The sequence below is a fragment of the Brevibacterium oceani genome, from assembly GCF_017948325.1.
Classification (GTDB): Bacteria; Actinomycetota; Actinomycetes; order Actinomycetales; family Brevibacteriaceae; genus Brevibacterium; species Brevibacterium oceani.
The window spans coordinates 1,533,717-1,551,544 of record NZ_CP072846.1; the positions used below are offsets into that span (position 1 = coordinate 1,533,717).

The 17,828-nt window shown below is 65.7% G+C and carries 17 protein-coding genes; 11 read left to right on the forward strand and 6 right to left on the reverse strand.

Going from position 1 to position 17,828, the window contains the following annotated elements:
- The first annotated feature begins 145 nt into the window (after positions 1–145).
- The 10 genes from J9314_RS06730 (at position 146) to J9314_RS06775 (ending at position 11,532) form a co-directional block, all read left to right on the forward strand.
- Positions 146–1,231, forward strand: a complete 1,086-nt coding sequence (locus J9314_RS06730; RefSeq protein ID WP_210605043.1) for an inositol-3-phosphate synthase — start codon at positions 146–148, stop codon at positions 1,229–1,231.
- Between the two features lie 276 nt (positions 1,232–1,507).
- Entirely contained in the window at positions 1,508–3,091 is a 1,584-nt protein-coding gene (locus J9314_RS06735) for an AbgT family transporter (protein ID WP_210605044.1), read from the forward strand.
- Between the two features lie 248 nt (positions 3,092–3,339).
- Entirely contained in the window at positions 3,340–4,122 is a 783-nt protein-coding gene (locus J9314_RS06740) for a Bax inhibitor-1/YccA family protein (RefSeq protein WP_210605569.1), read from the forward strand.
- A 429-nt stretch (positions 4,123–4,551) separates the two neighbouring features.
- Complete coding sequence (locus J9314_RS06745) at positions 4,552–5,442, forward strand: dihydrodipicolinate synthase family protein (protein WP_210605045.1); 891 nt, start codon at positions 4,552–4,554, stop codon at positions 5,440–5,442.
- Entirely contained in the window at positions 5,439–6,971 is a 1,533-nt protein-coding gene (locus J9314_RS06750; RefSeq protein WP_210605046.1) for an aldehyde dehydrogenase family protein, read from the forward strand. The genes J9314_RS06745 and J9314_RS06750 overlap by 4 nt, the downstream gene beginning before the upstream one ends.
- A 46-nt stretch (positions 6,972–7,017) precedes the next feature.
- Complete coding sequence (locus tag J9314_RS06755) at positions 7,018–7,344, forward strand: hypothetical protein (RefSeq protein WP_210605047.1); 327 nt, start codon at positions 7,018–7,020, stop codon at positions 7,342–7,344.
- Between the two features lie 25 nt (positions 7,345–7,369).
- Positions 7,370–9,001 (forward strand): molybdopterin-dependent oxidoreductase, encoded by a 1,632-nt coding sequence (locus tag J9314_RS06760; RefSeq protein WP_210605048.1) that lies wholly within the window; start codon positions 7,370–7,372, stop codon positions 8,999–9,001.
- A gap of 191 nt (positions 9,002–9,192) precedes the next feature.
- Positions 9,193–9,402: a hypothetical protein gene (locus J9314_RS06765; protein ID WP_210605049.1), complete on the forward strand. Its 210-nt coding sequence runs from the start codon at positions 9,193–9,195 to the stop codon at positions 9,400–9,402.
- Positions 9,399–10,937, forward strand: a complete 1,539-nt coding sequence (locus J9314_RS06770; protein WP_210605050.1) for a sodium/proline symporter — start codon at positions 9,399–9,401, stop codon at positions 10,935–10,937. The genes J9314_RS06765 and J9314_RS06770 overlap by 4 nt, the downstream gene beginning before the upstream one ends.
- Before the next feature lies 1 nt (position 10,938).
- Positions 10,939–11,532, forward strand: a complete 594-nt coding sequence (locus J9314_RS06775) for a hypothetical protein (protein WP_210605051.1) — start codon at positions 10,939–10,941, stop codon at positions 11,530–11,532.
- 12 nt (positions 11,533–11,544) lie between these two features.
- Here the strand turns inward: J9314_RS06775 and J9314_RS06780 are convergent, their stop codons facing one another.
- Positions 11,545–11,979 (reverse strand): VOC family protein, encoded by a 435-nt coding sequence (locus J9314_RS06780; RefSeq protein WP_246490649.1) that lies wholly within the window; start codon positions 11,977–11,979, stop codon positions 11,545–11,547.
- Positions 11,980–11,997: 18 nt separating this feature from the next.
- Between J9314_RS06780 and J9314_RS06785 the strand changes: the two genes are divergently transcribed.
- Positions 11,998–12,894, forward strand: coding sequence for a helix-turn-helix domain-containing protein (locus tag J9314_RS06785; RefSeq protein ID WP_210605052.1), 897 nt, complete (start codon positions 11,998–12,000; stop codon positions 12,892–12,894).
- A gap of 2 nt (positions 12,895–12,896) precedes the next feature.
- Here J9314_RS06785 and iadA read toward each other — a convergent pair whose 3' ends face one another.
- The 5 genes from iadA to J9314_RS06810 form a co-directional block, all read right to left on the reverse strand.
- Positions 12,897–14,096, reverse strand: a complete 1,200-nt coding sequence (iadA, locus tag J9314_RS06790; RefSeq protein WP_210605053.1) for a beta-aspartyl-peptidase — start codon at positions 14,094–14,096, stop codon at positions 12,897–12,899.
- 61 nt (positions 14,097–14,157) lie between these two features.
- Positions 14,158–14,988, reverse strand: coding sequence for an ABC transporter ATP-binding protein (locus tag J9314_RS06795; RefSeq protein WP_210605054.1), 831 nt, complete (start codon positions 14,986–14,988; stop codon positions 14,158–14,160).
- Positions 14,985–15,776 (reverse strand): ABC transporter ATP-binding protein, encoded by a 792-nt coding sequence (locus J9314_RS06800; RefSeq protein WP_210605055.1) that lies wholly within the window; start codon positions 15,774–15,776, stop codon positions 14,985–14,987. The genes J9314_RS06795 and J9314_RS06800 overlap by 4 nt, the downstream gene beginning before the upstream one ends.
- Complete coding sequence (locus J9314_RS06805; protein WP_181275528.1) at positions 15,773–16,708, reverse strand: ABC transporter permease; 936 nt, start codon at positions 16,706–16,708, stop codon at positions 15,773–15,775. Before J9314_RS06805 ends, J9314_RS06800 begins: the two co-directional genes overlap by 4 nt.
- On the reverse strand, positions 16,705–17,826 hold the full coding sequence (locus J9314_RS06810; RefSeq protein ID WP_246490650.1) for an ABC transporter permease: 1,122 nt from the start codon (positions 17,824–17,826) through the stop codon (positions 16,705–16,707). Before J9314_RS06810 ends, J9314_RS06805 begins: the two co-directional genes overlap by 4 nt.
- Positions 17,827–17,828 lie beyond the last annotated feature (2 nt).

Consider the following 17,828-nt stretch of genomic DNA (forward strand, 5'->3'; position numbering starts at 1 on the left):
CCTCGCCGCTTTGACGGGGAGTCTAAGATGAATAGTTGGGTCCGGTCGAAATCCGGACTCAGTCAGGAATATACGAGGCACGCAATCCCTTGTAACCTCGGGAAACCTGACACTCGGGTGAGGCCCGAAACGACAAAGGAGAACTGTGGGAACGAAATCGATTCGAGTCGCGATTGCCGGATTGGGCAACTGCGCCTCGTCCCTGATCCAAGGTGTGGAGTACTACCGGAACGCGTCCCCAGGGACGAAGGTTCCCGGTCTCATGCACGTGGAGTTCGGGGACTATCACGTCGGTGACATCGATTTCGTCGCCGCCTTCGACGTCGACGGCAAGAAGGTCGGCGTGGACATCGCCGAGGCGATCACGGCCAGTGAGAACAACACCATCAAGCTCGCCGACGTCGAACCGACCGGCATCGAGGTCCTGCGCGGGCCCACCCTCGACGGACTCGGACAGTACTACCGCGACACGATCGTCGAATCCGACCGTGACCCCGTCGACGTCGTCAAGGCTCTCAAGGACGCCGAGGCTGACGTGCTCGTGTGCTACCTGCCGGTCGGATCCCAGGAGGCCGTCGAGTTCTACGCGCAGGCCGCCATCGACGCGAAGGTCGCCTTCGTCAACGCCCTGCCCGTCTTCATCGCCGGCACCAAGGAATGGGACGAGAAGTTCCGCGCCGCCGGTGTTCCCATCGTCGGCGACGACATCAAGTCCCAGATCGGTGCGACCATCACGCACCGGGTGATGGCGAAGCTGTTCGAAGACCGCGGCGTCGTCCTCGACCGGACCTACCAGCTCAATGTCGGCGGCAACATGGACTTCAAGAACATGCTGGAGCGTCAGCGTCTGGAGTCGAAGAAGATCTCCAAGACGCAGGCCGTGACCTCGATCACCTCGGCCCAGCTGTCCGACCGCGACGTTCACATCGGTCCCAGCGATTACGTCGAATGGCTCGACGACCGCAAGTGGGCTTTCGTCCGCCTCGAAGGACGCAACTTCGGCGACGCCCCCGTGGCGCTGGAGTACAAGCTCGAGGTCTGGGACTCCCCGAACTCCGCCGGCGTGATCATCGACGCCGTGCGTGCGGCGAAGATCGGACTCGACCGCGGCATCGGCGGAGCACTCATCTCCGCCTCCTCCTACTTCATGAAGTCGCCCCCGGAGCAGCAGGACGACGACGCCGCCCACGAGGCGGTCGAAGCCTTCATCCGAGGTGACGTGGAGCGCTGACCCCAGCGCACACCGACAAGCGCGCCGACCGCAGTCACACTGTGATCGGCGCGCTTCGTCATTGTCCGGGCGAACAGGCCCGCCGCCAGGAGAGAGGACCGGTCGCTCGGGAATCGGACCGCGCGACGATGAGCCGCCTCGGCGCTTCCGGAATATGAGATCGCCGTGACACAACGGCGATTGTCTACGACACTTGTCTCTTCGACGTGATTGCGCTCACATGCGCATCACGCGGGCCGACGCACCGCCCGGTGCGCCCACGACCGAGGAGATCCCATGTCGAGCACCACCTCAGCAACCGGTGAGAAGCACAGCGGTTCATCAGACCTCAACTGGCTGATGCGCCTGCTCGTCGTCATCGAGAAGGTCGGCAACAAGCTGCCCCACCCGTTCTGGCTGTTCCTCTCCCTGGCCGTCATCGTCATGATCCTCTCCGCGATCTTCTCCGCCACGGGACTGAGCGCGGTCAACCCCGCGACGGATAAGACGGTGGCGGTGACGAACCTGTTCAGCACCGAATCGCTGCGCGAGATCGTGGCCGGAGCGACGAACAACTTCGTCACCTTCCCACCGCTGGGACTCGTCATCATCGTCCTCCTCGGCGTGGCCGTGGCCGAACAGTCCGGGCTCATCGCCGCGATGCTGCGCGGAACCATCGCCGGGGCCTCGCCGAAGTGGATCACGTTCATCGTCGCGCTCGCCGGCACCGCCTCGTCGATCGCCTCCGACGCCTCGTACATGATCATGATCCCCCTCGGCGGGCTCGCCTTCAAAGCCGTCGGCCGCAACCCGCTGCTCGGCTGCGTCGTCGCCTATGCCGCGACCTCGGGAGGGTATTCGGCCGCACCGATGGTCAACTCCCTCGACACCATCCTCGGCGGCCTCTCGACCTCCGCGGCCCACATCATCGACGACAGCTACACGGTCAGCCCGGTCGCGAACTTCTACTTCAACTTCGTGTCCATGTTCGTCGTCGCTGCCGCCATCACCCTGATGACCGAGCTGCTGCTGACCAAACGCGCCGACCAGATCGAACTCGACCCCGAGGACGAGAACGATCCGGAGAACTTCGACGTCACGATGGACCTCGAGCCCAAAGAGAAGCGCGGCATGGTCTTCGCTGTGCTCGCCATCGTCGTCTGCGCGGCGATCCTCTTCTTCCTCGCTCTGCCCGCCGACTCGTTCCTCCGGGACGAGGCCGGAGGCTTCGGCCCCGAATCCGGACTGATGGCAGGAATCGCCGGTATCATCGGTGTCGGTTTCTTCCTCGTCGGCATCGTCTACGGCTGCGCGACAGGGACGATCAAGACGACCGCGGACATCCCGGAGATGATGGCCAAGGGGCTGTTGCCGTTCGTGCCTGTCATCGTCCTCTTCTTCGCGGCCAGCCAGTTCCTTGCGCTGTTCACGATGTCCAACCTCGGCGAGATCCTGGCGATCAAGGGCGCAGAGTTCTTCGGCGCGCTCAACACCGGCACGTTCGTCATCCTGCTGGGCGGCTGGCTGCTCACCGCGCTCGGCGCGATGTTCCTCACTTCGGGTTCGGGCCTGTGGACGCTCATGGCCCCGGTCCTCGTGCCGATGTTCATGCTGCTCTCGATCTCGCCGGAGACGACGCAGGCGCTTTACCGCATCGGCGACTCGACGACGAACATCATCTCCCCGATGAGCCCCTACTTCGTCCTCGTGCTCGGCTTCATCCAGCGCTACCGGAAGGACGCCGGCATCGGCACCCTCCTGTCGTTCACGATCCCGCTGTCGTTTGCGATGTTCGTCTTCTGGGGTCTGCTGTTCTTCATCTGGTGGGCCACGGGAATCCCATGGGGCCCGGGCTCAGCGACCGGCTACCACATGGGCTGAGCCGCCACGGGGTGCGGCGGCGATCGAAGAGGGGCAGCCCGCTGGAAATGCAGCGCGGTCGGCGACCCCGACCATCCCGAGACCTCCAGGGATTACGATCGTGCAACGCCTGCCGGGGCGGTGCCGGGAATTTCAGTGTCCGTCCAGGTGTTGTCGCTAGACTGAATCAAGAATCACCCACTTGCGTGACACCGCGTCGGCGCGAGCAGTCTACTCAGATCGAAAGGATCTCGACCGTGAGTAACCCCATGATGAACCGGGCGATCAACCAGGGCGCCCAGGCCGGACACAATCAGCCGGTCATGTCCGATCAGGAACTCAACAACCTGTTCAACCAGCCGGCCGCGGAGAACCGCAACGCCGGTCCGCAGGTCGCCGACCGGGCGATGACCTATGACGATGTGATGATGAAGACCGGCGTGCTCTTCACCATCCTCCTCGCCGGTGCCGTCCTCGGCTGGTTCGTGCCGATGCTCGCCTTCCCGGCGATGCTCGTCGGCCTCGTCCTCGGCTTGGTCAACGCCTTCAAGAAGGAACCGAGCAAGGCCCTGATCATCGGCTACGCCGCATTCGAGGGCGTGTTCCTCGGCGGCATCTCCTCGATCTTCGAGAGCATGTACTCCGGCATCGTCGTCCAGGCCGTGCTCGCCACGCTCAGCGTCTTCGGCGTCATGCTCGCCCTCTTCAAGTTCAAGGGCGTGCGCTTCGGCTCGAAGATGATGAAGTTCATGATGATCGCCGTCGGCGGTTATGCGATCTTCTCGATCGTGAACCTCGTCTTCGGGCTGGCCTTCGGCACCGGCGGAGTCCGCAGCATGGAGATCTTCGGTATTCCGCTGGGCATCGTCATCGGCATCGTCGCCACCGTGCTCGCCGCGATGACCCTGATCATGGACTTCCAGATGATCGAAGAGGGCGTCAAGCACAAGATCCCGGAGAAGTACTCCTGGATGTGCGCGTTCTCGCTCATGGTCACCCTCATCTGGCTCTACGTCGAGATCCTGCGCCTCATCTCCTACTTCAGAGACTGACCGCCGACAGAGATTGAGAACGACGCTCACCGCACACTCGAGGGTGGCGACCGAGCACTGAACGAAGGGCGGATCCCCGAACCGGGGGATCCGCCCTTCGTCGTCCGTGTAGAGTCGCAGAAGTCCACGCAGCGTCGCGATGAGCAGGATCGTTTCGCCGAGGCGGCCGTGCCCACGGTAGCGACTGTCGATCAAGGCGAAGCGCGGATGTCCACCGGTGCACGGTTCGAAGAGTGCGCGGAGCCTTGAACGAGGCCGGAGTGAGGCTCGAGCAATGCTGGAACGATCGAAAACAGGGCAACCGGGTCCGCCCCATTGCTTGTGATCACTTTTATGCCTATCGTCTGAGATACCGACGACGACCGTCGGAGGACCGCCTTCACCGTCGAAGACCGGACCAGCTGCCTCACCGCCTGAGAGGACCATTCGATGACGAATCCGATGCGCGGCGTCTTCGCCGTTCCCACGACTCCCTACACCGAGGACGGAGCCCAGAACCTCGACGCACTGAGCAGACGCATCGACGAGGTCGTCGCTGCGGGCGTGACCGGCATCCTCGGCCTCGGCGCCACGGGGGAGGCCCTCGCCCTTACTCCCGCCGAGCGCGACGCCCAGATCAAGACCATCGTCTCCGCCGTCGACTCCCGTGCCCATATCGTCATCGGCTGCATGGCCTATACCCCGACCGAGATGAGTGCGCAGATCAGCCAGGCCGCCGACCGCGGAGCCGATGCTGTCATGGTCACCCCGCCCTTCTACGGCGGACTCGAACCCGATGCCGTCATCGCTGCCCTGCACCCCGTACTAGCCGGGGCTGAGGTGCCGGTCATGGTCTACAACAACCCGCACTCCACGGGCACCGACCTGCTCCCAGACCACCTCGCCGCCCTCGCCGACACCGGTCGGCTCTGGAGCGTGAAGGAGACCTCGGGGGCGGCCACACGCATCCGCGAACTGCGTGATCGCCTGGGCCAGGACATCGAGATCTTCGTCGGCGCCGACGGGATCGCACTCGAAGGCTTCGCCCAGGGAGCCAGCGGATGGGTGGCCGCCTCGGCGTGGCTGCTTCCCGAGCACTGCCAGCGACTCTGGGCACTCGCCGACGCCGGGGAGTGGGCAGGTGCGGTCGAGCTGTGGACGAGGCTCGGGTCCGCGCTCGGCCTCATCGAAGGCAACGCAGCGTTCATCTCACTCATCAAACAGGCCCTCGGCCACCGCGGCCACGAACAGGGGCCGGTGCGCCCGCCGCTGCCGACGGCCGACTCCGAATCGCTGACGGAACTCATGACGGCGATCGCCGCTCTGGAGGAGGAACGATGAGCGACACGACCATGAACGATCATTCCACGACCAATCAGGCACTGCTCGACCGCGGCGAAGCCGCACTGCACTCCATCATCGACGGCGACAACGGGCTGTGGATCGGCGGCCGAGCCGAAACGGGTGAAGGCGAGCAGATCGACCTCATCTCACCGATCGACGGAACCCTCCTCGGCAGCCTCACCGCGGCCAGCCGGCATCAACTGGATACGACCGTGACAAGGGCACGCACTGCTTTCGACACCGCCGACTGGGCTCGCGACGCAAAGCTGCGCGCCCGCGTGCTGCGTCGACTGGCCGACCTCGTCGAGGACGACGCCGCAGAGATCGCCTACCTCGACGCCGTCGAAGCCGGGAAGGTCGCCGCCGGCAGCGTGGATGAGGACGTCCCCGACGTCGTCGCGAACCTGCGCTTCGCCGCCGCCCTCATCTCCCACGACGACGGCCGCTACCTGCGCAGCGCGGACGGTTGGGGCTGGGTGACGAAGGTGCCCGCCGGCATCGTCGCCGCGATCCTGCCGTGGAACTATCCCATCGCCATGCTCGGCTGGAAGGTCGCCCCCGCGCTGGCCGCCGGGAACGCGATGATCATCAAGACCTCCGAGGACTCAACCCTCAGCGCCCTCCACTTCGCCTGCCTCGCCGCGAAGGCCGGGGTTCCCGACGGCATCCTCAACGTGCTCACCGGCACGGGCCCGGGCATCGGCGCGGCCATGGGGCTGCACGAGGACATCGACGTGCTCACCTTCACCGGGTCCGGCCCGGTCGGGCGGTCCTTCCTCGAATCCTCCGCCCGGTCGAACCTCAAGAAGGTCTCGCTCGAACTCGGCGGCCGGGCCGGGTACATCGTCGACGCCGACCATGCCGGTGACTTCACCGCTATCGCCGCTGACATCGCCGGGGCCGCGTTCGGCACGAGCGGACAGAACTGCACGGCCGCCTCGCGGGTGATCTACGTCGGTGCCGACGACGAGCGCTTCGCCGACTTCCGCACCACCCTCATCGCCGCGACCGAGGCACTGACCGTCGGCGACCCCTTCGATCCGACGACCGACATCGGTCCCGTGATCAACACGAAAGCCCGCGACCGGATCACCGCCTGGGTCGACGAAGCCGTGAACCAAGGCGCGCGGATCGTCAACACCCGCGCCGAGGTGCCTGACATCGGCACCTGGTACCCGCCGACCGTCATCGAATCCGTCCCCGATGACACCCGCCTCGGAAGCGGCGAGATCTTCGGCCCCGTCACCCACCTGGTCCGCTGCGAGACCAGCGAAACCGCAGTGTCCCTGATCAACGACGAGCCCTATGGCCTGGCCTCGACCGTGTGGTGTGAGGACATCGGCTGGGTGCGCTGGTGGGCCGACCGGATCCGAGTGGGCACGCTCGCCGTCAACGGCTACAGCGAAGGCACCGAGGCGACCCCGTTCGGGGGAATGCGACAGTCCGGATTCTGGGGCCGCGACAACGGACCCGAAGCCCTGGCCTCCTACCAGGAGACGATGACCGTGTGGGTGGCCGACGGCTGAGCGCCACCTCGGAGCCGGGCCGAAGGACGAGGACTACCATAGGCCTATGACCACAGCCGCGGAGGAACTCGAGACCGAGGTGCGTCGACTCCGCATCCGGATCATCTCGCTGACCCCCGCCCAACTCGACGAGGCGACCGCCACCGCACCCAGCAGGCGGCAGGCGATCATCGACGCCCTCGCCGAGTTCTCCTCCATCACCTCGGCCGGACGCGAGGTTCCGTGGCTGAGCGATCACGCGCTTGCCGACCAGGTCGTCGTCCTCCTCGAGCACGGACTCAGCACATCCGCAAGGCTGTCCGAAGACGAGCGGGACGACCAGATCCGCACCCTCACCGAGGCGGCCGTGCGTCTGCGCCGCGCGCTGGCATGAGGATGGGCGGGGGAGGCGAAGAGCGATGACCGACCGTCGCACGGTTACCTCCGTCCTGGCCGGGATCGTCGCCACCGTCATCTACTTCGGCACCGCCGAACTCATCGCCCGCGGACTCGGCATCGTCTCGGCCCCAGCGCTCATCCTCGGCCAGATCCTCATCCCGCTCATGCCGACCGCTCTCATCAAGGCGGCGATCGCGGTCTTTGGCACCGGTGACAAGCTCGCGCTGGTCATCACCATCGTCATCGTCGGCTCTCTGCTCGGAGCGCTCATCGGCTGGATCGGGGTCAACCGGCGGGGCCTCTCGATCGTCCTGCTCATCGGATTCGGCCTGTTGCCTGCCGTGCTCACTGTGACCAACGGCTCCGAACTGACCGCCACCCTGCCGACACTCGGCGGGGTCGTGGCCGGCACGATCGTCTACCTCATGCTCCTGCACCTTGATGATCGCGCCGGGCGGAAGGGTTTCGACGAGGTGGGGCAGCCGGGATCCGGCGAGGCGGGACGTCTCGACGCGCGGCCGGCAGACAGTTCGGATGCCGTCACGAGAGAATGCGCCGGGCGAGAGTCGAAGCCTGACCGGCGGGCCTTGTTCGGACTCGCCGCAGGGCTCGGTGCGATCGGAATCGCCGCCGTCGCCGCCGGCCAATCCGCCGCATCGCTGGCCCGCAGCGCGGCAGGCACGGTCACGCGACTCGTCCTGCCCCGTCCGGCCACCTCGGCGCCGGAGATCCCTGCCGGGGCCGAACTCGACGTTACCGGGCTCACCCCGCTGGTGACCGCGAACCAGGATTTCTACCGCATCGACACCGCGCTCATCCCGCCGTCGGTCGATGCCGGGACGTGGCAGCTGCGCATCCACGGGCTCGTCGAACACGAAGTGACGATCACCATGGCCGAACTGCTCGACCTACCGCTGGAGGAGCACTACGTGAGTCTGGCGTGTGTGTCGAACGAAGTGGGCGGGGATCTCGTCGGCAACGCGAAATGGCTGGGATACCCGATCCGGGACCTGCTCGCCCGGGCAAAGCCGAAGGCCGGGGCGGACATGGTGCTCTCGGGCTCCGACGACGGTTTCACCGCCTCCACCCCGCTCGAGGTGCTCACCGACAACCGGGCCGCCCTGCTCGCGGTGGGCATGAACGGCCACGCGCTGCCGCGCGACCACGGGTACCCGGCTCGCCTCGTCGTGCCGGGACTCTACGGGTACGTCTCCGCGACGAAATGGGTGACCGACCTCGAGGTCACCCGATTCGCGGACAAGGAAGCGTATTGGACGACCCGCGGCTGGTCCACGCACGGGCCGGTGCTCGTAGCCTCCCGCATCGACGTGCCGCGCCCCGGAGCCACAGTGACGCCCAAGGACGGTGGACGGGTGATCACAGCGGGCATGGCCTGGGCTCAGCACACGGGGATTGCGAAGGTGCAGGTGAGCGTCGACAACGGCGACTGGCAGACCGCCGATCTCAGCGAGGAGCTCACCGCCGACACCTGGCGGCAGTGGCGGTGTGAGCTGAGCGGACTGAGCCGGGACACGCACACGGTGAGCGTGCGCGCGATCGACGCCGACGGCAACATCCAGACCTCGCAGCGCCGGCCCGCCATTCCCGGTGCCGCCACCGGTCTGCACGACCGCCAATTCACCGTGGAGTGAGGCTGAACAGTGCGGTGAACAACCCAGCCGGAAAGCAGTCCGACCAGAGAACCGCCCGACCGGAGAACCGTCGGGGTGCCGGCGTCGTTGACCACCATGCGAACTCCGCCCGCCGGTGTGAAGGTCTTCGGACAATACTGTAATCTCACTCACAGGATCTCGATTCCCTGCGACACAACGAGGTGGTCAACGTGTTCGGTCTCCCGACGGCGACGGTCGTCATCCTCTTCGGCATTCCGGTGGCCTGGGTGATCTACACCCTGGTCTTCGTCGTCCTCTCCCGCGGGTGGAAGGCCGAAGACATCGCCGAGGACGAAGCCCTGGCCAAATCTCGGGTGTCCGGCAACAGCGGAGGCGCGACCGACGGTGGGGCAGCCTCGGCGAACGGGGGAGTGGCATGAACATCGAAACCTGGTTCCTCGTCATCTACTTCGCCGCGATGGCTGGCATCGGCGTGTGGACGCTCAAGATCGGGTCGAAAGGCAGCGAAGGCTACCTGCTCGGCGGCCGCAGCCTCGGTCCGGCTGTCACCGCTCTGCGCCTGCAGTCCTCCTCGATGTCCGGGTACATGTTTCTCGGAGCGGGCTCGCTGGCGTACACGAAGGGCTACTTCTCGCTGTGGTATGCGATGGGCGACATCGGCGGCGGCGTGCTCAACTTGTCCATCCTCGGACGGCGGATGCGCAAGCTGTCCCAGATTCTCGGCTCACTGACGTCGATCGAATACCTCGAGCACCGTTATCCGTCGAAGTGGATCCGCGCGATCGCGGCCCCGATCGCCGTCTTCTGCATCTTCTTCTACGTCATGAGCCAATTCATCGCCGGCGGTCGCGGCCTCGAGATGGTCACCGGCATCCCCTACGCCTGGGCGCTGCTCATCGCCGTCGGCGTCATCGTCTTCTACACGTTCCTCGGCGGCTACCTCGCCGTGGCCTACACGGACTTCGTGCAGGCGATCATCATGCTCATCGGCATGGTGTGGATCCTCATCGGCACTCTGCGGGCCGTGGGCGGATGGACGGCCGGCAACGAGGCGGTCGGGCAGATCAACCCGAACCTGCTGACGATGTGGGGCCCCGACGGGATCGAATCCGTGCAGTGGGGCGTCATCGTCGGCGCGGTCCTCGTCTTCTCCATCGGCTACATGGGCTGGCCGCACGTCAACGTCAGCCACATGGCGATGAAGCGGCCCTCGGTGGCGCGGACCGCGAGCATGTACGCCACCGGGTTCAACCTGCTGTTCATCCCCGCGCCCTACATCGTCGGCATCATGGCACTCATCCTGCTGCCCACTCTGGACAATCCTGAGCTGGCGGTCTTCCAGGTCGCCGACACAGTGCTGCCGGACTTCGCTGTGGGCATCGTGATGGCCGGAATCATGGCAGCGATCATGTCGACTGCGGATGCCCTGCTGCTGCAGTCGGGCACGATCGCCAGCCAGGACCTGTTCCAGCGCTTCGTCAAGAAGGACATGTCGGATCAGCAGTCGGTATGGGTCTCGCGCTTCACCGTGCTCGTACTCGCGATCATCGGCTATGTCGTGGCGGTCAATGATCCGCCGGCCGTCGCCGAGGTGGTCATCTTCTCTACCACCGTCCTCGGTGCCGCCTTCGTCCCCGTCTACATCGCTGCTGCCTGGTGGAAGAAGGCCAACGTGCCCGGAGCCATCTGGTCGATGATCGCCGGGACCGTGTCATCCGTCGTGTGGCAGCTGACCGGGCTCGTCGACGTCACCGGAGTCGACCCGATGGGTGTGGGCATCGTGTGTTCGACACTCGCACTCATCATCGTCTCCCTGGCCACCCAGCGCTCTCATCCGGTGCCGGTACATGTGGTGGAGGCGCTGAAGGAGACCGACAAGATCGGAGCGATTCCCGCGCACATGCTCACCGGGCAGAATGATTCACTGGCCTCTCAGGTGCCGAAGGACGCATGAGATGAGCGCCGATATCGGAACCGGTTCGCAGGCGTCCGCCGCCTCGCAGATTCAGCTGCCGGTGCGGATGAATCCGCACATCACCGTCGCCGAGGCGCTCGCCGCCTTCCAGCGGAAGGTCCCCGGCGCGACCGCGGAGGTCAGAGCAGTCGTTCATCCGTTCTGGTGGGTGCCGCTCACGGTGCGCACTCACGGTCTGCTGAGGCGCTCTGCGGTCGGTCGGGGTCAGCGCATGGACATCCTCATCAATGCGGTGTCCGGTCGCGGTGTGATCGCTGACTTCACACCGACCGGCGAGGCCGGCACTGCCGAGGAATGGAGCGACCTCATCGGTGAGGTCGGCGACCATCGGAACGTGCCGAGCCAGGCCGACGCACGGAGGACCGCTCGGTCGCTCGCCCGGACGAAGGTGCTCGGAACGGTCAAGCTCGGCATGGGCTTCGACATCTCAACGGTCGACCATGAAGGTGCCCGCCGGCTGCTCAAACCCAATTGGCTCGTCGCCGGTGGGAACGACAAGCACACGGCGACGATCCTCATCGACGGGCTCGACGCCTCCCACTACATTGTGCGGGCGGAGAAGCGCGACTGTTGATCGTGCCGTGGCTCAGCCCCAGTTCTTCGCGTCCGAGATGCAGAACGGGTGACCGGCAGGGTCGATGAGCACGACCCAGGTCTCGCCGGGCTGCGGATCGGCGCGGGTGGCGCCGAGGGCCACGCAGCGGTCGGCTGCGGCCTCGACATCATCGGCTGCGAGGTCGAGATGGAATTGTTTGTGCCCGTCATCGGGCCAGTCCGGGCGCTGGTAGTCAGGGATCGTGCCGATGCCCAGAGCGTGGCTGGGTCCGGTGAGCATCGCATAGTTCTCATCCGAGTAGGCGATCGGCCACCCGATGACGGCGGAGTAGAAGCTGCCGAGCGCCGCGGCATCCGGGGCGTCGAGAGTGACCATGGCCAGAGCGGCGATGGGAGACTGGGCCGTGGTGTCGGGAGTGGTCGGCAGGGTGTCGGTCGGGTCTGTGGAGTTCTGTGTGTCGGTCATGTCTGACATTCTTGTCTCATGGACGATGTCGTCTCTAGGAAAAATACGTCACCGGCGCCCGATCACCTCTACGGTCGCGTCCTCAAGCCGGGGGAGCTGCTCGAGCACGCGCAGTACTCGTCGGTCCGCGTGGTCGCGGAGCGCCTGCGCCCCTTCGTCAAACGCTATTGGGCCGTCGACTGGGATCTTCCCGACGGTGAGAGCTACCAGACGGCGACGGTCGCCGAGCCGACGATCAACCTGACCTTCGAATACGGGACGAGCCGGCGGGCGAACACCGATGGACCGGGAGTGTGGGTGACGGGTCCGGTGACGCAGCGACGCTTCGACGTCGGGATCTTCAGCCGCGGCGGAGTCTTCGGGGTGAACTTCCACCTCGGAGCGACCCTGGCGTTCTCCGGGCAGATGCCGGCCGACATCCGCGACACCACCGTTCCCGCAGCACAGTGGTTTCCCGCCCTCGAATCCGATCTGGGACTGACCGAGTCGGACTTCAGCTCGGCAGACGGCCCGAACATCTCCGCGCTCGCCGAGGCGGTCGAGTCCTGGCTGCTCTCCCGCCGACCGCAGATGACCGGGGGTTATATGCGGCTGAAACATCTGCTCGACATCCTCGATGATCCGGAGGTCGTGAGCCTGAGAATGCTCTCCGAGCGTGCCGGTGTCACCGAACGCACGGTGCAGAGGATGTTCAGCCGCTACTGCGGAGTCGGAGCGAAGAAGATCCTCACCCGGGCTCGGATCATCGACGCCGTCGGGGCCGTCGACCGCGGATGGGACGAGTCACTGGCCGACCTCGGTGCACGCTTCGGATGGTTCGACCAATCCCATTTCAACGCCGACTTCCTCCGCGTCACCGGATTCAGCCCCGGCGAATACGCACAGAGGAGAACGGCCCGAGCCCAGCGCGACTGAGGTCAGTCCCGGCCGCTGCGGCCCGGGGGCGACTGAGATCGTGTTGTCTGAGAAGGCGCCGCATCGAACGTCCCACGGACCTGCAGCCGACCGTAGCTGATGGTCTGATGCCCCATAGCGAATCCGTGTCGGAACGTCCGGCCCTCATCGAACAGCAGCAGGTCGGCATCATGCCGGGGCGCGATCCGGCCCTTGCGGGAGAGCTTGAGTGCGTCGGCGGTGTTGGCGGTGACGAGGGCGAGCACCTGGGACAGGGAGAGTCCGCTGGACTCGGCGCAGGCCCACACCTGCTCAAACAATGTCGACTGGTCGGCCACTGTGAGGTCGATCAGACGACCCTGAGCATCGAACCGCGGCAGGCTTCCGTTGGCATCCGAGGACAGCGTGAGCCGGTCGAGATCACCGCCGAGCTCGACGTATCTGCGTACCGATTCCACGGTCGAGGCACCGGCCGTCATATCGACGAAGGCCCCCTTCGCCGCCAGCGCGACGGCATCGGCTAAGAGCTCCTCATCCCGGGTGATGTGCGTGGCGTAGACGGCTGGCGGCGCGATCGGGTAGTCATCGAGGAGGCGATGGAGAGGGGCGAGCCTGGACTCATGGGACCCGACGTGGAAGTGCGTGATACCGGCCTTGCCGCTGAGCAGTCCGCCGACGTGGCACTGGCTGACGATGTCGGCGAGAGCCTCGATCGTGGGTTGGAACGAACGTCGTTCGGACACGGCGATCTCTCCGGCGCCGATGACCCTGTCGATGAGCACGATGTCGTCGACGACCGATCCGGTGATCGTCCGTGCCGGGAGCTGGTAGCTTCCGGTATAGACGAAAGCCGTGATCCCCTCTTCTTCGAGGCCCCGAGCCTTGGCGAGGAGACCTGCATGCGTGCGGGTGACGGAATCGGTGCCGAGGCAGCCGACGACGGTGGTCACACCCGAACGGATGATGTCGGTGACGGCGATCTCCGGGGTACGTGTCGCATAGCCTCCTTCGCCGCCACCGCCGGTGATGTGCACATGCGGGTCGATGAAACCCGGGCAGGCGGTGAGTCCCGAGGCATCGATGACCTGGGCACCGGGCAACGCGGCGATGCCGGCCGGATCCACCTCACCGATATGGGCGATGCGGGAACCTTCGACGAGGATGTCGCGGACTCCCAGCGGTTCGGGGGCGAAGATCTCCGCCCCGCGGATCAGCGTGACCATGCTGAGTCTCCTTCCCACCCCGACCGTGTGCGCTCTCGACCCGGTCGAGACGCGGATCCGTTCATCCGGGGATGATGCCCTTGCCGTCGACCTTGGGGATGGCGGCCAACAGCTTCTTCGTGTAATGGTGCTTGGGGTCGTTCCAGATCTCAGCGGTCTGTGCGACCTCGACGATGCGCCCGGCCTCCATGACCGCGACCCGGTCAGCGATGTCGCGGACGACGGAGAGATCGTGGCTGATGAAGATCATCGACGCCCCGGAGTCGATGGCGAGATCGCGCATCATCCGAGCGATGCGAGCCTGCAGGAACGCATCGAGAGAGGCGATCGGCTCATCGCCGACGAGCACCTTCGGCCCGGCCGCCAGGGCGCGTGCGATCGCGATGCGCTGTCGTTGTCCGCCGGAGAACGAATGCGAATACCGCTGCGCGGAGTCCTTCGGCAGGTCGACAGCCTCGAGGAGCGACTCGACACTCCAGCTCCCCGACGGGTCCAAGGCAAGAGCGTCTTCGAGCTGATCACGGATGCGTCGCCGCGGATTGAGCGACGCGTAGGGGTTCTGGAACACCATCTGAATGCCGAGCAGACTCTTCGCCCGCTTCTTCAGACCCAATGCTCTGACCGGGCTGCCGTCGAAGGTGATAGAGCCTCCGGCCGGCTTCTCCAGCCCGCAGATGAGCTTCGCCAGAGTGGACTTCCCGCAGCCGGATTCGCCGACGAGTCCGAGCACCTCGGAACGGCCCAGCTGCAGGGAGACCCCGTCGACCGCACGGAACCGTCCGCCGCCGTCGAGCTTGTATTCGCACGATACGGAATCGAGGGCGAGCAGCGGGGCACCGGCGGCGGTGGACTCGTCGCGGGCCTGAGTGGAGGTGTGACCATCGGGCGTCATGATGCGACCTCCGCTCCCGGCAGCGATTCGATGAGCGAGCGTGTGTATTCGTGTTTCGGCGCGGTGATCACGGTCTCCCGGTCACCGGTCTCGACGACGATGCCGTTCTTCATCACGACGATGGAATCGGCGACCGAGGACAGCACCCCGAAATCGTGAGTGACGAGCAGGACGGCGAGGTCGAGGTCGTCGCAGAGTTCACGGAGGAGACGGAGGATGCCGGCCTGCACGGTGACGTCGAGCGCCGTGGTCGGTTCGTCGGCGATGAGGACCTTCGGATCGCAGATGATCGCCGAGGCGAAGGCGATCCGCTGCAGCTGCCCGCCGGAGAATTGATGCGGGTACTTGCGGACGGCTTCATCGGGGTGGGGAACCCGTGTGCGGCCGAGGATGTCGATGGCCTTCGCCAGCGCCTGCTTCTTCGAGACCTTCTGGTGATGCCGCAGATGGTCGGTGATCTGGTCGCCCACGGTGAGCATGGGATGGAACGCCGAGGCGGGATCCTGGAACACCATCGACAGCTGTGCCCCGCGCAGCCGGTTGTGGGCCTTGGCCGGCATTCCGACGAGTTCGACACCGTCGAAGTCGATGCTTCCGCTCAGTTCCGCGCCGGCGGGGGAGAGTCCCATGATGGCCAACCCGGTCTGCGTCTTGCCGGACCCGGACGCGCCGGCGACACCGGTGATCCGTCTGGCCTCGAGGTCGAAGGAGACGTCCTTGAGGATGTGTGAGGTCTCCTTGCCGGTGGTGACGGAGAGATTGAGGTCTCTGATGCTGATCATGCTCATGATGTCGTCTCACCGACTTCCTGTGCTGTGTGCGGGTCGAGGGTGTCGCGCAGACTGTCGCCGATGAAGTTGAAGGCCATGACGATGGTGAGGATGCACAGGCCGGGGAAGAACGCGATCCACCAGGCGGCGAACTGTGAGACGCCCTCGCTGATCATCGCGCCCCAGTCGGGAGTCGGCGGGACCGCGCCCAGAGACAGGAACGAAAGCCCCGCCATCGTGAGGATCGCGGACCCGACGTCGAGGGTGGCGAGCACGACGACCGGTGAGATGACGTTGGGTGCGATCTCGCGGACCAGTGAGCGGCCGGCGCTGAAACCGAGGAGGCGACCGGCGATGACGTATTCGCTGCTGCGAGCCGTCATAACCAGAGACCGGGTGACACGGGCATAGGAGGGCCAGGAGACGAGCAGGATCGCGATGATCGCGTTCTTCAGCCCCGGTCCCAGCGCTGCGGCGATGACCATGGCGAGGATGATCGTGGGGAACGCGAAGACGAGGTCGGCGATGCGCATGATGATCTCGTCGACGGCGCGTCCGAAGTACCCGGCGATCGCTCCGAGCACCGAACCGAGCACCGCCGAGCAGATGACGACGAACACGGCGGCCGGAAGCGTGGTTCTCGCCGCGACGACGATGCGTGAGAACACGTCGCGGCCCAGAGTGTCTGTGCCGAGCAGATTCTCACTACCGGGTGCCGCGAGCCGAGGGAAGTCCTGGGCCAGCGGATCGAACGGGGCGATGAGCGGGGCGAAGACCGCCACGATCAGCCAGATGAGGAGGATGGCGGCACCGACGAATCCGAGCGGAGTGCGCAGGGACCTGGGGAAACGCAGCTGCCACCGCTTCACACCGGGGGTGAGGGGATCACGGGTGGCCGCCTCGGCGCCGGTGGAACCCTCCGCTGAGTATTTGGGAGTGCCGATGCTCATCTCACCCTCACTCTCGGATCCACGAAGCCGTAGATCAGGTCGACGATGAAATTGACGATGATGTAGACGATGCCGATGACGAGGCCCACCCCCATGATGACGGGCAGGTCGAGCGTCGTCGCCCCGCGATAGGCATATTGGCCGAGGCCGTTCCAGGCGAACACCGTCTCGGTGAGCACCGCTCCCGAGAGCAGAGAGCCGAAGGCGAGTCCGACGACGGTGATGATCGGGACCAGGGCGCCGCGGAAGATGTATTTGAACACGACGGTGCCGGTGGGCAGGCCCTTGGCCTTCGCCGCAGTGACGTAGTCGAACTTGATGATGTCGAGCACGCTCGAGCGGGAGAAGCGGGTGAGCAGTCCGATCGTGAACAGGGCGAGCACACACGAGGGGAGGATGAGATGGCCGAATGCGTTGGTGAAGGTCGCCATCTGTCCGGCCAACAGGGAATCGAGTGTGTAGAGTCCCGTGACCTTCGGCGGGGGAGTGATCCACGGGTCGAGGCGGCCGGCGCCGGGGATGACCCGGAGTTTGAAGAAGAACACGAAGTAGGCGACGGTCGCGATCCAGAACGTCGGGGCGGAGATGCCGATGAGGCTGAGAGTGCGGATCGCATGGTCGACGATCGTGTTCTGCTTGAGCGCACTGAGCAGACCGAGCAGGAGCCCGAGGATGACGGCGATGAGGATGGCACCGATGCCGAGCTCGATCGAGGCGGGAAAGACCTGTCCGATCGAGTCGAGCACTGGGGTGCGCGTCTGGTTGGAGACTCCCAGGTCCCCGTGGAGCAGATTGCTCAGGTAGGTGAAGTACTGGACGATGAGCGGTTGGTCGAGGCCGAGACGCTCACGTGTCTGCGCCACGATCTCCGGGTCCGCGGCCGCCCGGTCGCCCAGTATTGCGGCGACCGGGTCGGTGGGCACGAGGTTCGTGAGCAGGAACGTCACGATCGTCACGCCCCAGATGAGGAGGAGCGAGATGCCGATCCTGATGAGGATGAACCGCAGCAGCGGGTGGAGCTTCGGCGGTTCGATCCTCTGGGCAGCATCACCGTCGGTGGTGCCTGGGTCCTGGGTCGCCTCAGTGGTGGTCGCTGCCTCGGGTGCGGCTTCCGCCATCC